The following is a 20531-nucleotide window of genomic DNA, read 5'->3' as shown; positions in this document are numbered from 1 at the left end:
TTTATACTAGGAGTAAAAATGGAGATATTTAGAAAAATGTCATTCGCAGATTCGACAGGAGATGCTATTCCATTCTACCACGATGGGGTATATCATATTTTTTCCTTAACACCTCCGGTGGGGACAACCGTATATCCGGAAAGACTGCGTACTACTTGGAGCCACGCTGTTTCAAAGGATTTAATTCACTGGGAAGAGCTGCCTACAGCTATCTATCCAGGAGAAGGGAAGGAACCGGACGCTTCAGGAGTTTGGACGGGTTCGGTTCTGTATGGAGAAGGCAAATACCATGCGTTTTATACAGGCTATAGTATCCAGGCTGAATATCAGCAGACCATTTGCCATGCATATAGCGAGGATGGGATAAACTGGAAAAAGGATACAGGAAATCCGGTTATTAAACCACTGATAGACCAATATGAGCAACAAGATTTTAGAGATCCATATGTATTTTTTAATGAAGATGAAAAAAAATATTGGATGCTGGTTTCTGCTAGAAGACTGGATATGCCGGTGACCAGACGAGGATGCATTGTATTGTATCGCTCTACAGATTTGGAATCTTGGGAGTACTATGGAAATTTATATTCACCCGGTCACACCAATTGCCCTGAATGTAGTGAAATTTATAAAATGAAGGATACTTGGATTTTATCTTATTCACGTTTTTCCGAATTTGGAAATACCATTTATCGTACAGCTAAGTCTCCTTATGGTCCATGGAAAAAAATGAAAAAAGATGGTATAGGAGGAAGACGTTTTTATGCAGCAAAATCTTTAACGGATAAAAACGGAAGACGAATATATTTTGCGTGGGCACATGATCGGGGACAGTGTAGTGATAAAGGAGAATGGTATTGGGGTGGTCGATTCTGCATACCCCATGAAGTGAAACTCTCCGAGACCGGAGATCTACTAGTTGATATTCCACAGGAGTTTACAGAAGGTATTCATAAAAATATTGCTTGGAATTATCTTCCTGTCTTAGGAGAGTACAAAAGCTATGGTGCAGAAAGCATCGTGTTGGATGCTTTAGAAACAACTAGTTATGGCTTTTTAATGCATGACAAAAAACGATTTTATTTCCATGCATCTATTATTCCCAAAGAAGCAAATGATAGTTTTGGAATTCTTTTAAAGTCGGATAAAGAGGCCAGTGAATGTCTTTTTCTTGAGTTTGATGTAGCAATGCAAAGAGTATCTCTTTTGTCTTTACCGATGGGGGTAGATCCATTCTGGGAGCAGTCATGTCAGGCTGTACCGGAGGCATCATCTCCCGGACCGGATGGGTTTCGTGTATCGGAAAAAACTTTTTCTATCAAGACAGGGGCGGTCATTGATGTAAAGATTTTTATGGATCATGATATGATTGAGGTATTTATAGGAAAAGAAATTGCTTTCACTTATAGGGTTTATAGAAGCTCTGAGTATGAGATTGGCATCATTGCTCAGGATTCTAAAGTGGAATATGCCAATATAGCGCTATGTGATTATACATAAAATATATTTGATATATTATAATAATTCGAAGAATTTTTAAAATAGAAATCGTTGTTATGCAGTGTAGGTTTACGATGGAGAGAAGTGAGGGGGCGTTTGATACAGGCTTATCCGCCCACTCCTCTTCATTGAACCCTCTCATCGCAAAGCTCTCTCCGATCATAATTCTGTCTCTCCCGCCATTTTCATGTATCGCTCCAGTCGAGCAAGTATTTTGTCCAAGCTAAAGTAGCCCGATTCTCTTGCGACTTCCGTACCATCAATCACGGCTATGACTGTCGGAACCGATAAAATCCCTTTCTGAGCCGCCTCCTCCTGATGATCTTCAATCGGGAGATAGCTATAAGTCACCGTAGGATGCGCCCGCTGCCATTCCTCGAGCTTGCGTCTGATTGCTACGCAAGGCGCACAGGTCTCCGAGCCGTATTGTTTTACTTCGATTCTCATACTTTCACCATTATTTCTCATGCTTTCACCATCATCTCTCATACTTTCACCATCATCATACATCATCCTGAAGGAAAAGCTGCTCTGTTTTCCGAATGTGAAATACAGCTTTGATTCAGAAGAACAAATTATCTTAACTTCTCTTCAAAGATTTCTACAATTGTTTTCTCCGTTCCCACCATACCGGGGGATGCAATTAAGCCCATATTCCGCATGGTTTCTTCCGGGGTATTTCCATTGATACCGTGTACTTTGTCAATGTGGACACCCTTCATGGCAAATGCCACGGAACGGAATGCCGCATCACAGGCAGCTACACCCTTCATGGTACAACCCTGGTTTCCCCCGTCGCAGATCATTCCGGTGATGGAGGAGGCCATGTTGTTGAGGGTGTATTCCATTTGCTCCACAGTACCACCCTTTAAGTACACTAAACCGCAGGCCATGCCGGTACCGGCGGCAATGGCACATCCGCAGAAGGCGGAGAGTCTTCCGGAGTATTCTTTGATATAGGTGCAGATGAGGTAGCTCAGCATGGTTGCCCGGTAGAGTATTTCCTCACTTAAGCCATGAATCTTATAAACGCCGTACAGGGGCATGGTGGCAATGATTCCGTGGGCACCGGAGCCGGTGATACTCATGGCGGGCTTGTCTAAACCGATGACACGGGCTTCGATTGTGGCGTTGCAAAGAAGGGATGCGGTCATTTGCTCATCTTTGGAAATGACTTCCCCTCCATTCATAACCAGCAGCTGTCTTGCAAAAGTGGTGCGGGGATTTTTGAGAGCCTCTTCGAAAAGTTCTAAATTGACTCTATAAGCATCCTTTACGAATTCGATTTCTTTTAAGGGAACCGTATTTATATAGTCTACTAGTTCGGCAAGAGTATATCTATGGATGGAATGGATTTTTGTGATGCCGGTTCCTTCTGCTACCTTGTTCGATTCTGTAATGCCGCATCCTTCTTCTGTCTTGTCCGATTCTGTAATGCCGGCCTCCGGCCTATCTATCGCCTCATCGTTCTCTTCAGCCTCCAGCACTGTCTCCCCATTGACTACAATCTTCGTGATATTGGTATGTGTGTCACGAATCGTAAGAAGAACCTTGCTTTCTGTTGTTTCCAAAGTTGCTTCCATAAAAATACGGCTGGAAATTCCGCTAAGTGCCACGGTGATTTTCCCCTCATCAATAAGCCTTTGCGCACTGACATTGTCGGCAGGCGTAACATTTGCCAGAGACTCCAGGCCCTTATCAGGATTCCCGGCAACATATCCAAGTGCAGCGGCAAAAACATTTCCCACTTCTTTGGAATTGGGAATACCGCAGGTGAAGGCATTTTTATACATGCCGCTATTCATAGCGACATTTAAGTGAAGCAGCTCGCCCTTTGCGTAGGACTTTGCTTTTGCGACACAGAAGGAAATTGCTCCGGGTTCTGTTACGCCCAGTGCAGGAACCATATCTTTTTTGATTAGTGTGCTTAATTCGTGCATATTTAGAAACCTCCCCCGCTTTTGCTTTTTATTATAGCATTTTTTGAACCTTGATAGATGCCTCATCTGATGAATAAAAAGGATGAAAAAGGAAAATAAAGCATGCTATAATACAGTCTGCTTTTCTCCGAAATGTAAGTTTCTACGAGAAAAAAGCTGTTTATAAAAGAAGAAAGCAAAAGTAAGGAAACGTGAGGGTGGTATGGGAGAGAAAATAATAGAAGAAGCGAAGAAAGTTAATCTTACCGAGCTGTTTTATGATTTGGTTTTTGTCTTCGGAATTTCCAAGATTACCCATGTCTTAGAAAGTCTGGATAAGGGAATCTTTAGCTGGAAAGAGATTATCATTTATATCGTAGTCTTTGTCTGTTTCATCAACGTATGGAATGTGCAGACCGTGTATATGAATCGCTACGGAAAACATAATCTTTTGCATATCATTAGTATGACGGTTTTCCAAATGCCGGCTTTAGTCTTTATGGCGGCAAATGTCAGTTCCGATATGGAGGAAAGCTGGACAGCCTTTACACTGGCGCTTCTATGGATTGCTGTCATACAATTTCTGCAATATATCTACGCTTATACGCAAAACAAGAATAGTGAAAAGGACCGAAAACTGATTTTTGATTTCCTAAAGCTTCTTTTTATACGATTGATCGGAATTATTTCCAGTCTGTTTTTATCCGGTATCGGCCGAATCCTATTGACCGGCTTTGGCTTTATTTTAAGTATTTTGGGTGCCAGCTTCTTCCGAAAAGACATGGCTAGAGTACCCATTAATATGCCACACCTTATAGAAAGATTAACACTCCTTACTATTATTACCCTTGGGGAAATGCTGATAGCCGCAGCGGATTTCTTTGAAATAGAGAAATTCTCGGTTTACTCTGTTTTCATTCTGTTTCAGGTGGTGGCATTATTTTTGTTCTACATCACGGAATTTGACCACGCTATTGATGAAGAGCTTCCCTGCCAAAGCGGGGCAGGACTGACTTACAATCATTATTTTGTGTGGTTTGGTTTAAATCTTTGTACGATTGACTTGGACTATGCTAATGAAGCTATGGGCGCTTCCAGAATTATTATGATGTTCCTGGGCTTATTCCTTTTTTATCTTGGTGTGTTTAACAATGCGCATTTAAATAAAAAGAGCCACAAATTGGATAAAAAACTGATGATTCCTTTTGTGCTTGTTTATCTATTAGGCCTTGGCAGTTCCTTCATTTTCCAGTCCGATGTTCCGGTGATTACAGTCCTTTGTACCCTGACGATTGTTTTGGAAACGGTACTTTTTGTATCCTTCGTAATACGACGTTTTCCGAAGGAAATCAGGAAGGAAATGATTTGAGCGTAAAGGGAAAAATAGCTTTTTCTTTAGAAAAGTGGTACAAGTACCTAAAATCTAAAATGGGAGAAAGTAGAATCATTAGGTGGTGACATAGTGAAGGTAGATATTCAAAAAGTAAATTCCTATGAAGAAGAGCAAGCGCTGCTCCGTGTTGTCAAAGTGACGGAGAGTATTCAAAGAGCCATCAATGCTCTTGAAAACAGTGACCCTGTTATTACTGCCCGCTCTAATGGGGAAACGCTTCTCTGTCCCATTGATAAAATCTATTATATAGAATCCGTGGATAAACGAACCTTTGTCTATACAAAGGATAATTGTTTGGAAGTCCAATATAGATTATATGAACTGGAAACTATGTTAAGTCGGAATTTCTTCAGAGCGGCAAAGGCAATGATTATCAATATGAGGAAAATAAAGTCAGTGCGAGCAGAACTTAACGGAAGAATGACGGCAGAACTTTTGAATGGAGAGCGTGTGATTATTGCAAGATCCTATGTGAAAGAACTGAAAGAAAGGCTGGGACTATAATATGCAAAAAGTAAAAACTATTTTTAGTCAGACTTTAATGATTTCAACAGCCATTCTTTTTGGAATTGGAATTCTGATGTTTATTCAGCACTTTGTATCAGGAGTACAGACCCTAAGTTTGCAATGGAGTGACCCTCTTTCTATTTGCCTCACGGGATTTTTATCCTCCTTACCGACATATTTTCTTTTGGATATGGATAGTTTGAAGAAAAGCGAAGTCCGGATCAGAATCGGAATCCACTTTGTCTCGGTTCTCGGAATCGTGGTTTTGTGTGCAAGCCTTTTTCATTGGTTCGGACAAACCATCAACTTACGCATCATTTGTCTTATGTACAGCCTCATTTATCTCTTTGTCTGGTGTGCAACAGCATGGATGGCAAAGGTAGATGAGATTAAAATCAATGGAGCTATTAAAGATCTGCAAGATTCGGAATAAGAAATAAAGCGTTTCATGAAAATAAAGCCTTTCATGGAAAAAGTGCAACTCAGTAGGCTGTAAATGCAGCTTGGTAGGGTGGCACTTTTTTTATGCTTACAAGTTGATAAGCTGATTTATGTCAAAACCGGTGAGGCAGAATAACAAGTTAAGACAACAGGGCAGAATTGTGGGAAAAATTACAGGACAGAACCACAAGATGGAACCACAGGAACCATAGGACAAATTGGAACTACGAGGGGCTATAGGACTGAATGATAGGATGTAACTATAGGGAAGAATTACAGAAAGAACTATAGAGGCGCCAAGGAGGAGTGAATCGGATGAATGCAATTACAGTAAAGAACTTAAGCAAAAACTATGATCAAACGACTGCGGTGGATCATATTTCCTTTTCCGTGAAAGAGGGGGGGGTTTTTGCCTTTCTCGGAGAGAATGGTGCGGGGAAATCAACGACCATCAATATCCTCTGTACCATTTTTGAAAAGACAGAGGGAGAGGTAGAAATCTTTTCCCACAAGCTTGGAGAAGAGGATGATAAGATTCGAGAGAAAATAGGCATTGTTTTTCAGAACTCTGTGTTGGACAGCGTATTGACTGTAAAAGAAAATCTGCTGACGAGAGCCTCTTATTACGGAATACACAAAGAAGAAATTTTGGAGCGCTTATATCCTTTAATGCAGGCTTTCGAATTGGAAAGCATCTGGAATAGAAAATATGAGAAATTATCCGGAGGACAGCGAAGAAGAGTGGATATTATCAGAGCGCTTTTACATAATCCGAAGATTCTCTTTTTGGATGAGCCCACAACCGGGCTGGACCCCATGTCCAGAAAGCTGGTGTGGGAGTATATCGATTATCTTCGGAAAGAAAAACAAATGACGATATTTCTTACAACACATTATATGGAAGAAGTAAGAGATGCAGACAGAGTTGTGATCCTGGATAAGGGACGAATTGTAGCGGAGGACACACCGACGGCTTTAAAAAGGAAATACACAAATACAAAACTGATTTGGTATGTAGAGAAATGTAGTGACAATGAAGCTGTGCTGAAAGGCATAGAGCATTCTTATGAAGCGGATCACTACATTGTGCCATTGGAATCAAAAGAGGGGTTCCATCTCAGTGAGTTCCTCTATACAAATCGAAATAAAATCAGAGATTATGAAATTGTAAAAGGCAGTATGGATGACGTATTCCTACATTTAACAGGAAGAAAGCTGGAGGTATAAGATGAGGGGAATTTTGGGATTTATCAAGAGAAACGTATTGCTGTTTTTCAAGGATTGGCAGAGCATTCTATTCTCTCTACTGACATCCATTATTGTGCTTGTACTGTATTTATTATTCCTGAAAGGCACCTTTGTTAGTGCGATACAAAGTGCAATGGAGCAGTATCCGGGACTGGCTTCTATGGTTCCCCAAAAGAATATCGATATGTTTGCAAATCTTTTTTTACTGAGTGGCATTTTAGGCTCCGCAATGATTTCAGTTCCTTTTAGTTGTATTACTGTACTCGTAAAAGATAGAGCGAATAAAGTGGATTATGATATTCTGGCAACACCTATGAAAAGGGAACAGATTATCTTCGCTTATTTTGTATCGGCCGTGCTTACTTCAACACTTTTGACCGATATAATCCTAGCTGTCGGCCTTATTGGAATTCGTATGCAAGGGAATATGTATTTGAATGCGAGTCAAATAACGATAATGCTGAGAAATATACTGCTTAACGGACTTTTGGAGCATATCAATACAAGCCTTCAAGGAGTGGATCAGGGAATGTTTGTTCTTAGTCTGAAAGATTACTTTTCGTTTAAAGCAAAACTGTTTTATGGGTATCTGAATATGAATAAAATGCTGGGATATATCCTGGGGGTAATACTATTCTGTATCGTAGCGCAAATTATGATTTATTCCGGAAGCTATAAGAAGAACTAGGACAGAAAATGGACACTTAATTAGGAATAGTTTTCTTGACATGCAACTCCATAAGATACACACTATCAATTGATTGTAAAACTGTTGAAGGAGGTGAATGATGGAAGCAAGTAAAGTTATTAGAAAAGTGCATATGGATTGTCCATTATGCGATAAGAAGCATGATGTAGAGGAAAGAAAGCGCCTGGCAAGTATTACGATAAAAGGGGATAAGGTAGATTATGAAGAGCACTTTTTTTACTGCATAAACGCTGATGAAGAAGAGAGGGAATTTGAGACCGGAGCGATGGCAAATGAGAACCTGCTTAATGCAAGGAATGCTTATCGCGTTTTACACGGCTTATTGACTTCTGAATATTGATAAAATTGAGGCGATGATTTCGTATATTGCTGAAAGTGTATCGAATCTATTCAAAGTTAAACTAATGAAAATGCTTTGGTATGGGGATGCATTGTCCTTTAAACGACGCGGTATTGCTATGACGGGTATGGTATACCGTCATGAACCAATGGGGGCATTGCCTGTTGGCCATTATAGCCTGATGAATTTGGAGAATTTAAACATTCGAGAGGAAGAAAGTAATAATTACGATTTGATGCTTCATATTTATCCGAGTAAAGGAATGGATTATGCTGTTCTTACAGATGAGGATAGGAGCATCTTGGATGATGTGATAAAGAAGTTCAAAGATTATAAGGCGAAGGATATTATAGAGTATATGCATGGGGAAACGGCATATACGAAAACGAAGGCGGGAGAAATGATTCCATTTAGCCTAGCCAAGGACATTAGAGAATTTTGAACATAAATATCCGTACGTAGCTGTTTTGCAATCTTGAAATCTGTAGCATTGCATCCTTGATAGCCATATTGACATTCGGCATAGTGAAATTATAATGAATTTTAGGTTTATTAAAGAAAAACTTCCCTCTTTTAGCTTCCGGCCTTGCCGTTAAAATGAGGGGGGGATTTTAGGAGGAATAAAATGGGACTCTTAGACATTGTGAAGAAATTAGCTACAGGAGCTTCCGATGAGGACAATCGGAAAAACAAAGCAAGGATGCGGGAAATCTTTAATTCGCTGGTAGAAGGCGGAGACGACTACAAATTAATTTATTGTCACTTGGAGAACTACAACGATGTAGTTGTGGCTAGCATCACTGTCCACAGCAATTTCATTGTAGGCTATAAACCCGGAGAAGTTGTTGTGATTCAGGTCAGTCCGGATTTGACGGAGTATGGAGAAGCAGAGGTCTTCAACAAGGAAAATGGCGGACAAGTCGCCGCTTCCTGGACAGGGTTTTGTTCGGTAGCGAAGGAAGGAAAGATGTATCAGCTTGAGCCGATTACCTATTCGCCCGGAATCAATAGGGGAGCGAAGTATTGTGTGGCGGTAACGCAGTCCGGTGAAGAAGTCTCAGCCTTTCATAAGTTTTGTAAAGCAGGCTTCTAAAGAAAGGCTTCTAAAGAAATATAAAGCAAAAGAGTATTTGACAAGGCAGGCACTTGCATTTTTGCGGGTGCTTTTTTTGATTTTCAAATTTCCAAAGAATTAAGTTTTAAAAAAAGCGTTTCGAACAACTTACCGACTAATAGTCGAAAAAACTTGACAACTGATTTTCCCTGTTTTATCATAAAAACCGACCAATGGTCGAAAAATATCAAATAGGAGCAAAAGCTCAAATATGGAGCTCGGAGCAGATAGGAAAAACGGGTCGGATATAGAAAATGGAGGCGGATATGAAAAAAGGGGAACAAAGAAAACAGGAACTGTTAAAGCTTGCCTATCGCATGTTCATAGAAAAAGGCTATGAGAATACCAGCATTGACGAGATTGTAGCTAAGGCCGGTATCGCAAAAGGCACTTACTATTATTATTTTGCAAGCAAAGAGGAAACGCTGGAAGCAGTCATCGAAATGATGATAGAGAAGGAGAGTGCCGTAGCCAAGGAGCTTCTTCAGGCACCGCTTTCCATACCGGAAAAACTGGTTGCAGTTGTGAATGCCTTTCGTCCGGAGAAAGAGGAGGCGGTGATTACGGATGTTCTGGAAAGAAAGGAAAATATCGTTATGCACGATAAAATCTGCAAGAAAATTGTAGAGGTGGCGGTACCGATTTTGGCAGAGATTGTTCAAGAAGGAATAGCACAGGGAATCTTTTCGTGTACGTATATTGAAGAGCGAGTGAAGATGCTCCTGGTTACGAGTCAACATATGTTCGATTATGGAGATTTTGGGGAAAGAGATGTAGAGGTGTATATCGATATGCTGGAGAAGTCTCTGGGGGCAAAATCCGGAACCATGCAATTTATCAGCCAGGTCTTAGTAGAGGGGGCAAAGGAATGAGCAAGGGAATGAGCAAAGAACAGAATAAAGAACAGAATGAAGGGCTGAATAAAGGACAGTTCATGCAGGATAAAGATGAATATCGATACAGACCGTGGTTATTCTTTATCTGCGCTTATTTTTTCACATGGATATTCTGGATACCGGCAATCTTTATTTCCGAAGACAAGGCTGCGGTATTGATGTTGCTGGGTCTCCTTGCGCCGGCTGTGGTCTCGACGGTATTTGTGCTTGTATCCGGCTGTGAGGACTTGAAGAGAGATCTTAAGGAAAAGATTATAGGCTTTTATAAAGTAAAGTGGAAGAATGTGTTTTGGGCAGTAATTATTTATGCACTGATTATTGTTTTTTCTATGCTTTTATCTCTTTTGTTCGGACAATCTTTAAAACAGTTTTCCTTTACAGAAGATTTTTCCTTTACCGGAGTGGGAATAGGATCTGCTTTTGTGACCATTACGCTGGCTTCGATTATTGAAGAAGTAGGTTGGAAGGGATATTGTGAAGACTCCATAGGGCAGTATATGGACTGGTTTATTGAATCCCTGATTTTTGGAATCTTGTGGTCATTCTGGCATTTTCCCCTGCTCTTTATCAAGGGGACATATCAGGCAGGACTTATGATTAGTCCTCTGTACGTCATCAATTTCTTCGTGGGCGCCATACTTATGGGATATATCATCACATGGGTGTATCTGGTCAGTGACCGCTCAATTCTGGCCTGCATGGTTTTCCATCTGTTTGTAAACTTCATGCAGGAAAAAATCGCGATGACGGCGGAGACAAAGTGTGTGGAAACCATTGTGATTTTCATTGTAACGGCGATTATTGTACTGCTGAATAAGAAAATGTTTTTTGGAACGGAGCACGTTGGAAGACTCTTGAAAACACGATTTGGGGAGGGAAATTAAGATGAGTTCCGGAATGAAAAAGTTCCTCCTTCTTTGGATTGGGGAGCTCATATCGTCTATAGGTGGCGGACTCACTTCTTTTGGACTTGGGGTTTATGTCTTTCAAAAAACAGGCAGTGCGGCAGGAATGGCCTTGGTGACTTTACTTGGATTTCTGCCTACCCTTCTTTTCACTGTTCCGGCAGGAGTGTTGGCTGACCGTTACGATAGAAGAGTTCTGATGATGATTGGAGACGGTTGTTCAGGACTTGGCATCCTTTACATTTTCCTCTGCATGCTACATGGGGGAGAAAATCTTGTTCAGATATGTATAGGTGTGTTCATCAGTGCCATATTTTCCTCTCTTTTAGATCCTTCTTACAGAGCAACGATAACAGATCTATTATCCAAGGAGGAATTTTCCAAAGCTTCCGGATTAGTGTCTTTGGCAGGGAGTGCCAGATATCTGTTCTCGCCCATCATAGCAGGCCTATTGCTGGCGTATCATGACATTTCCCTATTGCTGCTCATTGATGTATCCACCTTTTTTGTTACGATTACGACGACTTTTATTGTAAGGCAAGGAATCAAGGCGATACAGCCTACAGAAAAGCAGTCCTTTTTGGAAAGCATAAAGGAAGGCTGGAGCGCGATTCATATAGAAAAAGGCGTTTTTGTACTTGTCCTCTGTTCTTCTCTGATTACCCTATTTCTGGGGACTTTGCAAATTCTTGTTGAGCCGATGATCCTTTCTTTTGCGGATTCCAAAGTGCTTGGCATTATAGAAACCCTATGTGCAAGTGGAATGCTTGTATCTGGAGTGCTTCTCGGAGGCATCGGAATTAAGAAGGAATATGGAAAAGTTCTTCAAATCTCCTTTTTTATGGCGGGAATCTTTATGATCGGTATGTCAATATTTGAAAATCTGGTCAGTATTAGTATATTTGGTTTCTTTTTCTTTGCTACCTTACCTATTTGCAACAACTGCATGGATTATCTTTGCAGGATAAATATACCGGATGCTTTGCAGGGGAGAGCTTGGGGATTTATAGGCTTTCTCTCGCAGATAGGATATGTTATTGCCTATGCTGTTTCCGGCTTAGCCGCAGATGGTCTCGGTAGTCTGAGCGGAATGGGTGTCGGACGGGGAGCTGCAATGATGATTGGTATTTCGGGTGTCTTTCTTTCTCTTGTGGCAGTCACATTTCTTCGTTTTCCGTCTATCAGAGAACTGGAAAAGAGAACGGAGTAGAGGAGTTGTAATAGGTAATTTCCAGAAGTCTAAGGCAATCTGTGAGTTTAAGGAGGCTTAGTCAATGCATCAGAAAAAAATGAATCTTTTCTTGCGCGTGCTGTTTATCATTCTCATCATAGCGATATCCGGTGCGGCGATCCTACAGATTTTCGCACCGGAATATATGGGAAGAAACTCTGCGTATGGCATTTCTATAGGATGGCAGAGAGAAATCGGCTTTTGGAATATTGCCGTTTTAGTCATATTGATTACGGCGTATAGGCACTACAATTGGACCTATCTAAAATCCATTTTGCTGGCTCTCATTCTTGGTGGAATCGGTATCGGAAGCAATCATTTTATCCATTATCTTAAGATGCATCAAATGGTAAATTTGATTGGCGCTGTGGAAAATTATCTTCTGGTTCTTGCCTGGATAATCGGATGGAAAATAGAAGAAAGGAGCCAGAATTTATGAGAATATGCGTAGTAGGCCTTGGCGTTATAGGCACAACGTACGGGTATGTGTTCCAAAAAGCAGGGCATCAAGTCGAACATTTGCTGAGAGAAGAGAAAAAATCGAAGGCACCGGAAAGTCTAAATATCAGTTTATTAGACGGACGCTATAACAAAAAAGGAGAAGAAAAAGCGGATCAATACAAGGTGAATCTTGCAGAGCCGAATGCAGAGTATGATTTTATTATTTTGAGCGTGGCAAGCGGAAAAATAAAAGATGCTATAGCGACACTTTCACAAAACCATATTACAGGAAGCTTGATTTTGTTTTGTAACTGTTGGAATAGTCGGGAAGAGATTGATGAAATAGTGGGTGCTTATCCTTATATTATCGGCTTCCCTACTGCCGGCGGAAAGCTTGTGGGGAATGAGCTTGATTGTGTTCTCTTTGAACACATCATGCTGGAAGGTGAGGAAAAAGCAGGGATTTCCAATTACAAAGCTTTAACAGCTCTTCTCGCTTCCGCAGGTTTGAAAACGGAGATTCCTCACGATATGGTGGAATGGATATGGCTTCATATGGCCATCAATGCAGGTGTCACCTCTTCTGCTGCCCGGGAAGGGAAAATTGAACACCCGGCGCAGCTTGCTCTTAACCTGATGAACGATGCCTATGCCCTGTCTATTACAGTAAAGGCAATAAGAGAAACCATTCAGGTGGTTAAGGCGAGAGGCGTAGACTTAAGCTTCTATAAAAATGAACTTCTCCCGTATAGAATTCCGTCTACCTTTGCCGGAATTTTTATGAAACGAATGTTCAAAACGAATGAACTCACCCGAAGAATCATGACTTTACATAGTGATGTAGGGGATATGCTATATGGGTGCAAATGTGTTTATGAGACCGGGAAGTTAAAGCATCTCGAACTACCGATATTTTACTCTACTATGGATAAAATCTTGGCATGATTTTTGATTGACTTTAGGGATTGGCTTTTAACATTTGCTTTTAACATTGGTGTTGGCTTCTACTATTTGGAGAATCTCTAAGCACTTATCCGCTTCAAATATTTTTTCAATGTCTCTTGAATGCTGTCCAGAGAATCCACCATTCCCCGGTCAATCCATTTAAAAAGCACATTCCAGATAGCCCCCACATTGAAGGCAATGAGGTAGTCCGGCTCCAGTTCTCCCATAAGCTTTGCAAAGGGATTGCTACTCATATCCTCTGTTTTACTGTACTCCGGAAGAAATTCATTTAGGCGAATCAGGAGGAAATACAGCATTTTGTTTTTGTGCAGTAAGGAAAGAAGGGCTTTATTTTTATCGCAGAAGGAGAAAATAACAGTGAGCGGATCAACATTTTCCTTGGAAAGTGCCTCGGTATATTCCCCGATTAATTCGTTCAGAATGGACGCCAGTACATCGTCCTTGGAACGAAAGTTCAGGTAAAAGGTTTTTCTTGCAAGGCTTGTTTCCATAATAATCTGCTTTACGGAGATTTCTGCATAGGGATACTCTTGCATTAGCTTGAGCAGAGCATTGGAAATCTCCTTTCTTGACCGTACAGCGGATGGATTTTGGCTTTTCTTCATAGCATACTCTCCTAAAATACACAGAAAACAAAGATTGTGTATCTTTTTTGAAATGATTTACTTTCCTTCGATGCTACAGTACCATGCCCTTGCAAGATACACAAGTGAGTAGTTTTGGAGGAGAAAATGCAGGTTTTAATCATCAATGGGAGTCCGAGAAAAAATGGGGTAACGGCAGCAGTGCTTCATAGGATTGAAGAAAATCTTCGAAAAGCAGGTATAGACGTGCTGTTTTACAATCTGGGGGAAATGAAAATGTCCCATTGTACCGGCTGTAACTATTGCTATAGAACAGGGCATTGCTGTATAGAGGATGATGCAGAGCTACTCTCCAAAAGAATTGAGGAGGTGGACGGAATCGTTTTGGGTTCTCCAACTTACGCAAGTAATGTACCCGGATTAATGAAAGATTTTATCGATCGAGGACATTTTGTGATTGAACAACTGCTTCATAAAAAATATTGTATAGCGGTGGCAAGCGGGGAAAATTACGGCAGTCAAGATACTTTGAAAGTTCTGAAGAATCTTGTGTTATTTTCCGGAGGGAGATTGAGCGGAAAGCTTCGGATTCAGGCCGGCTTTAACGACCTTGAGGGAATGATGAGAAAGAGAAAAAGGGAGATTGATTATTTATCGCAAAGCTTTATCAGGGCAATGAGGCGTAAGCAACACTATCCTATTCAGAGCATAGTTCATTTTTTTATTTTCCATCTGGGAATCAAGCCCTTTGTAAAGAAAAAAGGCACGTTATATCAAGGCGTTAGGGAAAGATGGAGTAAGTTGGGGATTACCTGAATAAAGGAGATTTTTGTATTGGATGCAGAGAATCTATAAAAAAATATTTGACAAAAAGCAAAAATCCCTTATAATTGGCATGGCGTCAGTTACAAAAGGAACTAATTGACATTTTTTAGTAACTTTACGACAAGTACATATGGAAAGGAGTCAGCAGATGTCCAAGCAAAAAATCAATCTTTTTGTAGGTTCTATTGGAGCGTTTATCGGTATTTTTGTTTTTATTGCTTACATTCCCCAGATTTTCGCAAACTTGCAGGGAGACAAAGCTCAACCTTTTCAGCCGCTATTTGCAGCAGTTTCTTGCCTGATTTGGGTTATTTACGGATGGACTAAGGAACCGAAAAAAGACTGGATTCTTATTATTCCTAATTCAGCGGGAGTGATTTTAGGAGGATTAACTTTTCTTACTGCTTTGTAATCCCATGTAATGAATATGAAAGCCGGCGACTTCTTTAGGAAGTTTGCCGGTTTTTTATTACTTGCCATTTCGGTGGAATTAGTCTTAATAAGAGAAGAAGCTGAATATAGAGAAGAATTTAGATTCAACCGCCGGTGGAATAGGTAGAACTCAACCGCCGGTTCCTGTCATTTTCGACGGTTTCCGGTAAGCTTGTGTCGTGAAAGGAGGTGTCCGATATGGATCAAATCAAAATCGGAAAACTTATAGCAGCTTGCAGAAAGGAAGAGGGCATGACACAGGCGGAGCTTGCGGAGAAGCTTGGTATCAGTGATCGGGCGGTATCCAAATGGGAAACCGGAAAGTCTATGCCGGATTCTGGGATTATGCTGGAGCTTTGTGGATTTCTGAAAATCAACGTAAACGAACTCCTGTCGGGCGAAAGAATCATGGCAGAATTCTATAGTAAACAAGTAGAAGAGAACCTTCTCACAATGAAACGAGAATTGGAGGAAAGGGATAGGAGAGCCCTTAAGCTGGAATATTGGATGGGATTTTCGGCAGTGCTATCCGGGTCGGTCTTAATTCTTTTGGCATCCTTCCTTAAGATGCCCTTCTTGCTGAGGATGATACTTTCTGCCTTTGCCCTGATTATGATTTTACTGGTCAGCTTTATCGCGGTTGGCATTGAACAGAAAGCCGGATGCTATGAATGCGCGTGTTGCCATCATCGCTATGTGCCCTCTTACAGGCAGGTGATTCTTTCTATGCATAGGGGACGGGCAAGATATATGAAATGCCCGGTTTGCGGAAAACGAAGCTGGCAGAAAAAGGTATTAGGAGAGGAATAGAAAATTTTCATTTCATAAAAGTGCCGTTTACGGCAAAAATATGAAATGTATCTCTTGCGAATTTTCCGAATAATGAGTAAACTATTTTATAAAAGTGCCGTTTACGGCAGAAATATAAAATGGAGATCAAGATGGAAATCAATAGAGATGTGTACCTTAATCGGCTTATTGTCAGGAAACACAACGGTTTCATTAAAGTGATTACCGGAATCAAACGCTGCGGTAAGTCGTATTTGCTGAATACTTTATTCTATAAGCATTTACTTTCGGAAGGGGTAGGAGAGAGCCATATTATCCGATTCGCCTTTGATACAGCGGAGGATTTATTAAAGATTGGAGAAGATCCCATCGTACTGGATAATGAAAAAGAAGAGCGTAAGGTGGATCCCTCCCGATTTATTACTTGGCTGATGCCACAGATTCGTGGTGAAGGCATGTATTACCTTTTGCTGGATGAGGTGCAGAAGCTGGGAGCCTTTGAATCAGTGCTGAATGGGTTCCTTCGGAAGCAAAATGTTGATGTTTACGTAACAGGCAGTAATTCCAGGTTTCTGTCAAAGGACATTTTAACTGAATTTGAGGGAAGAGGGGATGAAGTGCATGTGCTGCCTTTATCTTTTTCCGAATACTATACATTCAAAGAGGGAGATAAAAGCGAGGCTTATGATGACTACTCCGTTTACGGAGGGCTCCCGGCGGTTGTGCTGATGAATACGGAAGAGCAAAAGACCAATTATTTGATATCCCAAATGAAGAACGTGTATCTTCGGGATATCGTGGCCAGATATTCGATACAGGATGAAAGCGCCTTGGGAGAAGTAATTGACGTCATTGCCTCAGGTATTTCCACCCTTACCAATCCAAGGAAAATTGCCGCAACGATGAATTCTGTTCATGGGACAAACATTAGTGATACAACAGTGGATAAATACATCACCTATGGGGAAGAAGCGTTTATGCTTACTCGGGTAAAAAGATATAATGTAAAAGGGCGAAAGTATATTGGAACCCCTTATAAAATTTATTTTGAAGACCTGGGTCTTAGAAATGCCCGACTGTCATTTCGGCAGATTGAAGAAACCCATATCATGGAGAATATCATTTACAATGAATTGCGATACAGGGGCTATCAGGTAGATGTGGGAACCGTGGAATCCAGGGAGAGGGATGTAAATGGGAAAGAGATTCGGGTGCAGAGGGAAATCGATTTCATTGCTACCTTAGGAAGTAAGAAGTATTATATTCAGTCTGCCTATGCCATTCCCGATAAGGAAAAGTATGAGCAGGAATGCAAATCCTTTGAGCGCACCATGGATTCCTTTAAGAAAATCATTATCGTAGAAAGAAGTATGAAGCCTCGCTATGACGAGAACGGATATCTGATAATGGGAGTCAAGGAATTCTTATTAGATGGGAATAGTTTGCTGATTTAATTCATGAAAAGTATCGTGTGGAAAGCCGCGATACTTTTTTTATAGTATTAAAGTCGAGAAATTAAGGTGGAATTCCACCGGAATTTTTCGAGTTAGTTTGCTTGAATCAAAAAAGTCCCTTGAAAAAGTTGTGAAAATACAAAAAAGTCCCTTGAAAAAGTTTATTCTTATTTGATTCCTGTTTTTAAGAGGTACTAAAATATTCTTTGGGAAGAACTTACATTGCAAACGATTCCATCTTGAATAGAGTAAAAATTTTGTCAGTTGATACAAAAGCAAAAGAGAGCATTGTTGCCAATATATTTTTCCATTGTTATGATAGAAGACGATGGAAGAAATTTCATCGATTATGTACACAGCAAAGATAAAAACGCAACGCATACAGAGAAGTATGCCAGAGCCGGTAGGTAGCCCGGCCGTCACAGAATCTTGTGGTAAGTAACCTTCCCCTCCGGGTTGTCCATTCTTTGTCCATAAAGCAATTTAGGAGGGATAAATATGGACAAGATGACTTGTCAAATGACAGTGCTTTTTGAAGGCGCTTTTTGGGTAGGCATTTTTGAGAAAACAGAGGGGAATCGCCTATCCGTTGCGAAGGTGACTTTCGGTGCAGAACCAAAGGATTATGAGGTACGTGATTTTATCTTAACGCATTTTTATGAGCTGAAATTCAGTCCGGAGGTCAAAACAGAAGTCAAGGAAAGGAAACAGAATCCGAAAAGAGCACAGCGAGAGGCAAAAAAGCAATTACAGCGGATTGGTATAGGGACAAAATCGCAACAGGCGTTAAGCTTGCAACATGAAGAGAACAAACAAAAGCGCAAAGAAAAAAGCAGAGAACAAAAACGTATTGAGGAAGAACGGCGATTCATACTGAAGCAAGCGAAGAAAAAAGAAAAACACAGAGGCAGATAACGAAAAATTGTGAGGAATAGCATGGCGGGATATTCGGTACAGGATTAAGGTACCATGGGAGAAGGAATTCATGTCATTGTCTCGGACATGTCAAACTCCCACCATAAATCCAAGAAAAAATCGTAGAAAGAAGTATGAAGCCTCGCTATGACGAGAACGGATATCTGATGATGGGAGTTAAGGAATTTTTATTGGATGGGAATAGTTTGCTGATTTAATTCATGAAAAGTATCGTGTGCAAAGCTCGCGGTACTTTTTTTATAGTACTAAACTCGTGAAAAAAAGGTGGAATTCCACCGGAATTTCTCGAGTTTTCCTTTATAAGAAACAGTGCGGAAAAAGCCGGAGATACCTTATTATCTTATTAATTGGGCCGCTTATTGATAGGAGCACAATAAAATGATAGAATAGACTCGTGAAAAAAAGGTGGAATTCCACCTTAATTTTTTGAGAGGATTTACATATGCAGATTAGACGTGGTTTTTATCTCCATAAAATTATAGAGAAAAAGGATAACGGTAGAGTAAAGATTATCACGGGAATCCGAAGATGTGGGAAATCTTATTTGCTTTTCCATTTGTATCGGGATTATTTGCTCTCAAGCGGTATCGAAGATGGACAAATCATTTCGATTGCACTGGATGAAATAGATACGCTGGAGTATAGGAATCCGTTTAAATTAAATGATTATATCAAGGAAAAAACGCAGGATGAAACGAAAAAATACTATGTGTTTATCGATGAAATCCAATTGTCGATTGCTGTGAAGAATCCCTATATTGAAAGCGACGAAAAGACGGTGACTTTTGTGGACGTGCTTTTAGGACTTATGAAGCGGGATAATTTAGATATATACGTAACGGGTAGTAATTCAAAAATGTTGTCCAGAGATGTTTTAACTCAATTTAGGGATAGAGGAGATGAAATTCATATCAATCCTTTGTCTTTTGCGGAAGTTTGTGAAGTAGTAGAAGATAAGTCATTGGCATTCCAACATTACAGTATATATGGCGGAATGCCCTATATTTATAGTTTGAAAAGTGATGAGGAGAAAAATCGTTATTTAAAAGATTTATTTCAAGAAACCTATTTAAAAGATATTCTGGAAAGAAACAAGGTAAAGAATGATAAAGAGGTTATGGAAGTATTATTGGATTTTACCTCTTCGGCGATTGGCTCTCTTACTAATCCCAGTAAGCTTTCTAAAAGATTTCTCTCGGAAAAACAAATTAAGATATCCTCCGGTACCATTTCAAAATATTTGGAGTATTTTGAAGAAGCATATTTGTTATCCCATGCAAATCGATACGATGTTAAGGGAGCTAAGTATTTTACCACGCCACTTAAGTATTATTTTACAGATATCGGGCTAAGAAATGCCAGATTGAATTTCAGGCAAGTAGAAGAGACCCACATCATGGAAAATATAATCTATAACGATTTAATTCGTAGAGGATATAATGTGGATATTGGGGTAGTGGAATATGATTGCAAAAAAGACGGAAAGAGGCAAAAAATTCAGCTGGAAGTGGACTTTGTAATGAATAAAGGGCATGAAAGATATTATATTCAGTCTGCACTGCACATAGACAGTGAGGAGAAGCAAGAACAGGAAACCGCTTCTTTAAAAAAAATAGATGATTCCTTTAAGAAAATTGTTGTTGTAAAAGATAATATTATCCCCCGACATGATGATGCAGGTATTTTATACATTGGATTGGAGAATTTTCTTTTGGATGAAAATGCAATAAATCTTTAACTGCTGCATAGTCATATCTTCGAATTACCACAAAATATATACTTTGGAAAGAACTTTCATCGCAAACGATTCTATATTCTTGCTAATGCAGTTTTCAATCGTTATGATATAAGGCAATGGAAGAAATTTCATCAATTATGTACACAGCAAAGATAAAAACGCA

The 20531-nt window shown here is 40.1% G+C and carries 23 protein-coding genes; 20 read left to right on the top strand and 3 right to left on the bottom strand.

All coding sequences use genetic code 11. From position 1 onward, the window contains the following. Positions 1–18: 18 nt before the first annotated feature. Positions 19–1500, top strand: coding sequence for a glycoside hydrolase family 32 protein (locus RYO92_RS05225; RefSeq protein ID WP_315369704.1), 1482 nt, complete (start codon positions 19–21; stop codon positions 1498–1500). 159 nt (positions 1501–1659) lie between these two features. Here the strand turns inward: RYO92_RS05225 and RYO92_RS05220 are convergent, their stop codons facing one another. Continuing rightward, positions 1660–1989, bottom strand: coding sequence for a thioredoxin family protein (locus RYO92_RS05220; RefSeq protein WP_315369703.1), 330 nt, complete (start codon positions 1987–1989; stop codon positions 1660–1662). Positions 1990–2075: 86 nt separating this feature from the next. Further along, positions 2076–3440, bottom strand: a complete 1365-nt coding sequence (locus tag RYO92_RS05215) for an L-cysteine desulfidase family protein (RefSeq protein ID WP_315369702.1) — start codon at positions 3438–3440, stop codon at positions 2076–2078. A 202-nt stretch (positions 3441–3642) separates the two neighbouring features. Between RYO92_RS05215 and RYO92_RS05210 the strand changes: the two genes are divergently transcribed. From RYO92_RS05210 to RYO92_RS05150, 13 genes are all read left to right on the top strand, one after another. Continuing rightward, positions 3643–4788 (top strand): low temperature requirement protein A, encoded by a 1146-nt coding sequence (locus RYO92_RS05210; RefSeq protein WP_183684598.1) that lies wholly within the window; start codon positions 3643–3645, stop codon positions 4786–4788. Positions 4789–4881: 93 nt separating this feature from the next. Beyond that, entirely contained in the window at positions 4882–5316 is a 435-nt protein-coding gene (locus RYO92_RS05205) for a LytTR family DNA-binding domain-containing protein (protein WP_183684597.1), read from the top strand. Between the two features lies 1 nt (position 5317). Then, complete coding sequence (locus tag RYO92_RS05200; protein ID WP_009535134.1) at positions 5318–5752, top strand: DUF3021 family protein; 435 nt, start codon at positions 5318–5320, stop codon at positions 5750–5752. Between the two features lie 323 nt (positions 5753–6075). Then, on the top strand, positions 6076–6987 hold the full coding sequence (locus RYO92_RS05195) for an ABC transporter ATP-binding protein (RefSeq protein ID WP_315369701.1): 912 nt from the start codon (positions 6076–6078) through the stop codon (positions 6985–6987). Between the two features lies 1 nt (position 6988). Next, the gene (locus RYO92_RS05190; RefSeq protein WP_315369700.1) at positions 6989–7696 is read left to right on the top strand and encodes an ABC-2 transporter permease; all 708 of its coding nucleotides are present in this window, start codon (positions 6989–6991) and stop codon (positions 7694–7696) included. 97 nt (positions 7697–7793) lie between these two features. Next, positions 7794–8057 (top strand): hypothetical protein, encoded by a 264-nt coding sequence (locus RYO92_RS05185; protein ID WP_315369699.1) that lies wholly within the window; start codon positions 7794–7796, stop codon positions 8055–8057. 64 nt (positions 8058–8121) lie between these two features. Next, a complete protein-coding gene (locus RYO92_RS05180; RefSeq protein ID WP_243155913.1) occupies positions 8122–8499 on the top strand; it encodes a Panacea domain-containing protein in 378 nt (125 codons plus the stop codon). A 183-nt stretch (positions 8500–8682) separates the two neighbouring features. Further along, positions 8683–9150 carry a hypothetical protein gene (locus tag RYO92_RS05175; protein WP_315000223.1) on the top strand — a complete coding sequence of 156 codons (468 nt, stop codon included), beginning with the start codon at positions 8683–8685 and terminating at the stop codon, positions 9148–9150. A 287-nt stretch (positions 9151–9437) separates the two neighbouring features. Beyond that, positions 9438–10043 (top strand): TetR/AcrR family transcriptional regulator, encoded by a 606-nt coding sequence (locus tag RYO92_RS05170; RefSeq protein ID WP_315369698.1) that lies wholly within the window; start codon positions 9438–9440, stop codon positions 10041–10043. Then, positions 10040–10951 carry a CPBP family intramembrane glutamic endopeptidase gene (locus tag RYO92_RS05165; protein ID WP_315369697.1) on the top strand — a complete coding sequence of 304 codons (912 nt, stop codon included), beginning with the start codon at positions 10040–10042 and terminating at the stop codon, positions 10949–10951. Before RYO92_RS05170 ends, RYO92_RS05165 begins: the two co-directional genes overlap by 4 nt. Position 10952: 1 nt before the next feature. Continuing rightward, on the top strand, positions 10953–12182 hold the full coding sequence (locus RYO92_RS05160) for an MFS transporter (protein ID WP_315369696.1): 1230 nt from the start codon (positions 10953–10955) through the stop codon (positions 12180–12182). Between the two features lie 64 nt (positions 12183–12246). Continuing rightward, entirely contained in the window at positions 12247–12642 is a 396-nt protein-coding gene (locus RYO92_RS05155; RefSeq protein WP_315369695.1) for a hypothetical protein, read from the top strand. Then, entirely contained in the window at positions 12639–13589 is a 951-nt protein-coding gene (locus RYO92_RS05150) for a ketopantoate reductase family protein (protein ID WP_315369694.1), read from the top strand. Before RYO92_RS05155 ends, RYO92_RS05150 begins: the two co-directional genes overlap by 4 nt. A 77-nt stretch (positions 13590–13666) precedes the next feature. On the opposite strand, the gene RYO92_RS05145 is transcribed toward RYO92_RS05150, so the two are convergent. Further along, on the bottom strand, positions 13667–14215 hold the full coding sequence (locus RYO92_RS05145) for a TetR/AcrR family transcriptional regulator (protein ID WP_315369693.1): 549 nt from the start codon (positions 14213–14215) through the stop codon (positions 13667–13669). 126 nt (positions 14216–14341) lie between these two features. On the opposite strand from RYO92_RS05145, the gene RYO92_RS05140 reads away from it, so the two are divergent. The 6 genes from RYO92_RS05140 (at position 14342) to RYO92_RS05115 (ending at position 20368) form a co-directional block, all read left to right on the top strand. Next, entirely contained in the window at positions 14342–15010 is a 669-nt protein-coding gene (locus RYO92_RS05140) for a flavodoxin family protein (protein ID WP_315369692.1), read from the top strand. Positions 15011–15167: 157 nt separating this feature from the next. After that, positions 15168–15431 carry a SemiSWEET family transporter gene (locus RYO92_RS05135; RefSeq protein ID WP_007157316.1) on the top strand — a complete coding sequence of 88 codons (264 nt, stop codon included), beginning with the start codon at positions 15168–15170 and terminating at the stop codon, positions 15429–15431. Positions 15432–15649: 218 nt separating this feature from the next. Continuing rightward, the gene (locus RYO92_RS05130; RefSeq protein ID WP_315369691.1) at positions 15650–16261 is read left to right on the top strand and encodes a helix-turn-helix domain-containing protein; all 612 of its coding nucleotides are present in this window, start codon (positions 15650–15652) and stop codon (positions 16259–16261) included. 119 nt (positions 16262–16380) lie between these two features. Further along, positions 16381–17694 carry an ATP-binding protein gene (locus RYO92_RS05125; RefSeq protein ID WP_315369689.1) on the top strand — a complete coding sequence of 438 codons (1314 nt, stop codon included), beginning with the start codon at positions 16381–16383 and terminating at the stop codon, positions 17692–17694. Between the two features lie 498 nt (positions 17695–18192). Further along, positions 18193–18609 carry a YjdF family protein gene (locus RYO92_RS05120; RefSeq protein WP_315369688.1) on the top strand — a complete coding sequence of 139 codons (417 nt, stop codon included), beginning with the start codon at positions 18193–18195 and terminating at the stop codon, positions 18607–18609. Positions 18610–19072: 463 nt separating this feature from the next. Beyond that, a complete protein-coding gene (locus RYO92_RS05115; protein WP_315369687.1) occupies positions 19073–20368 on the top strand; it encodes an ATP-binding protein in 1296 nt (431 codons plus the stop codon). Positions 20369–20531: the final 163 nt, after the last annotated feature.

This window comes from Oribacterium sinus (assembly GCF_963553175.1).
GTDB classification, from domain to species: Bacteria; Bacillota; Clostridia; order Lachnospirales; family Lachnospiraceae; genus Oribacterium; species Oribacterium sinus_B.
Note: the sequence above shows the minus strand (reverse complement) of the source record. Positions and strands in the feature narration are given on the sequence as shown.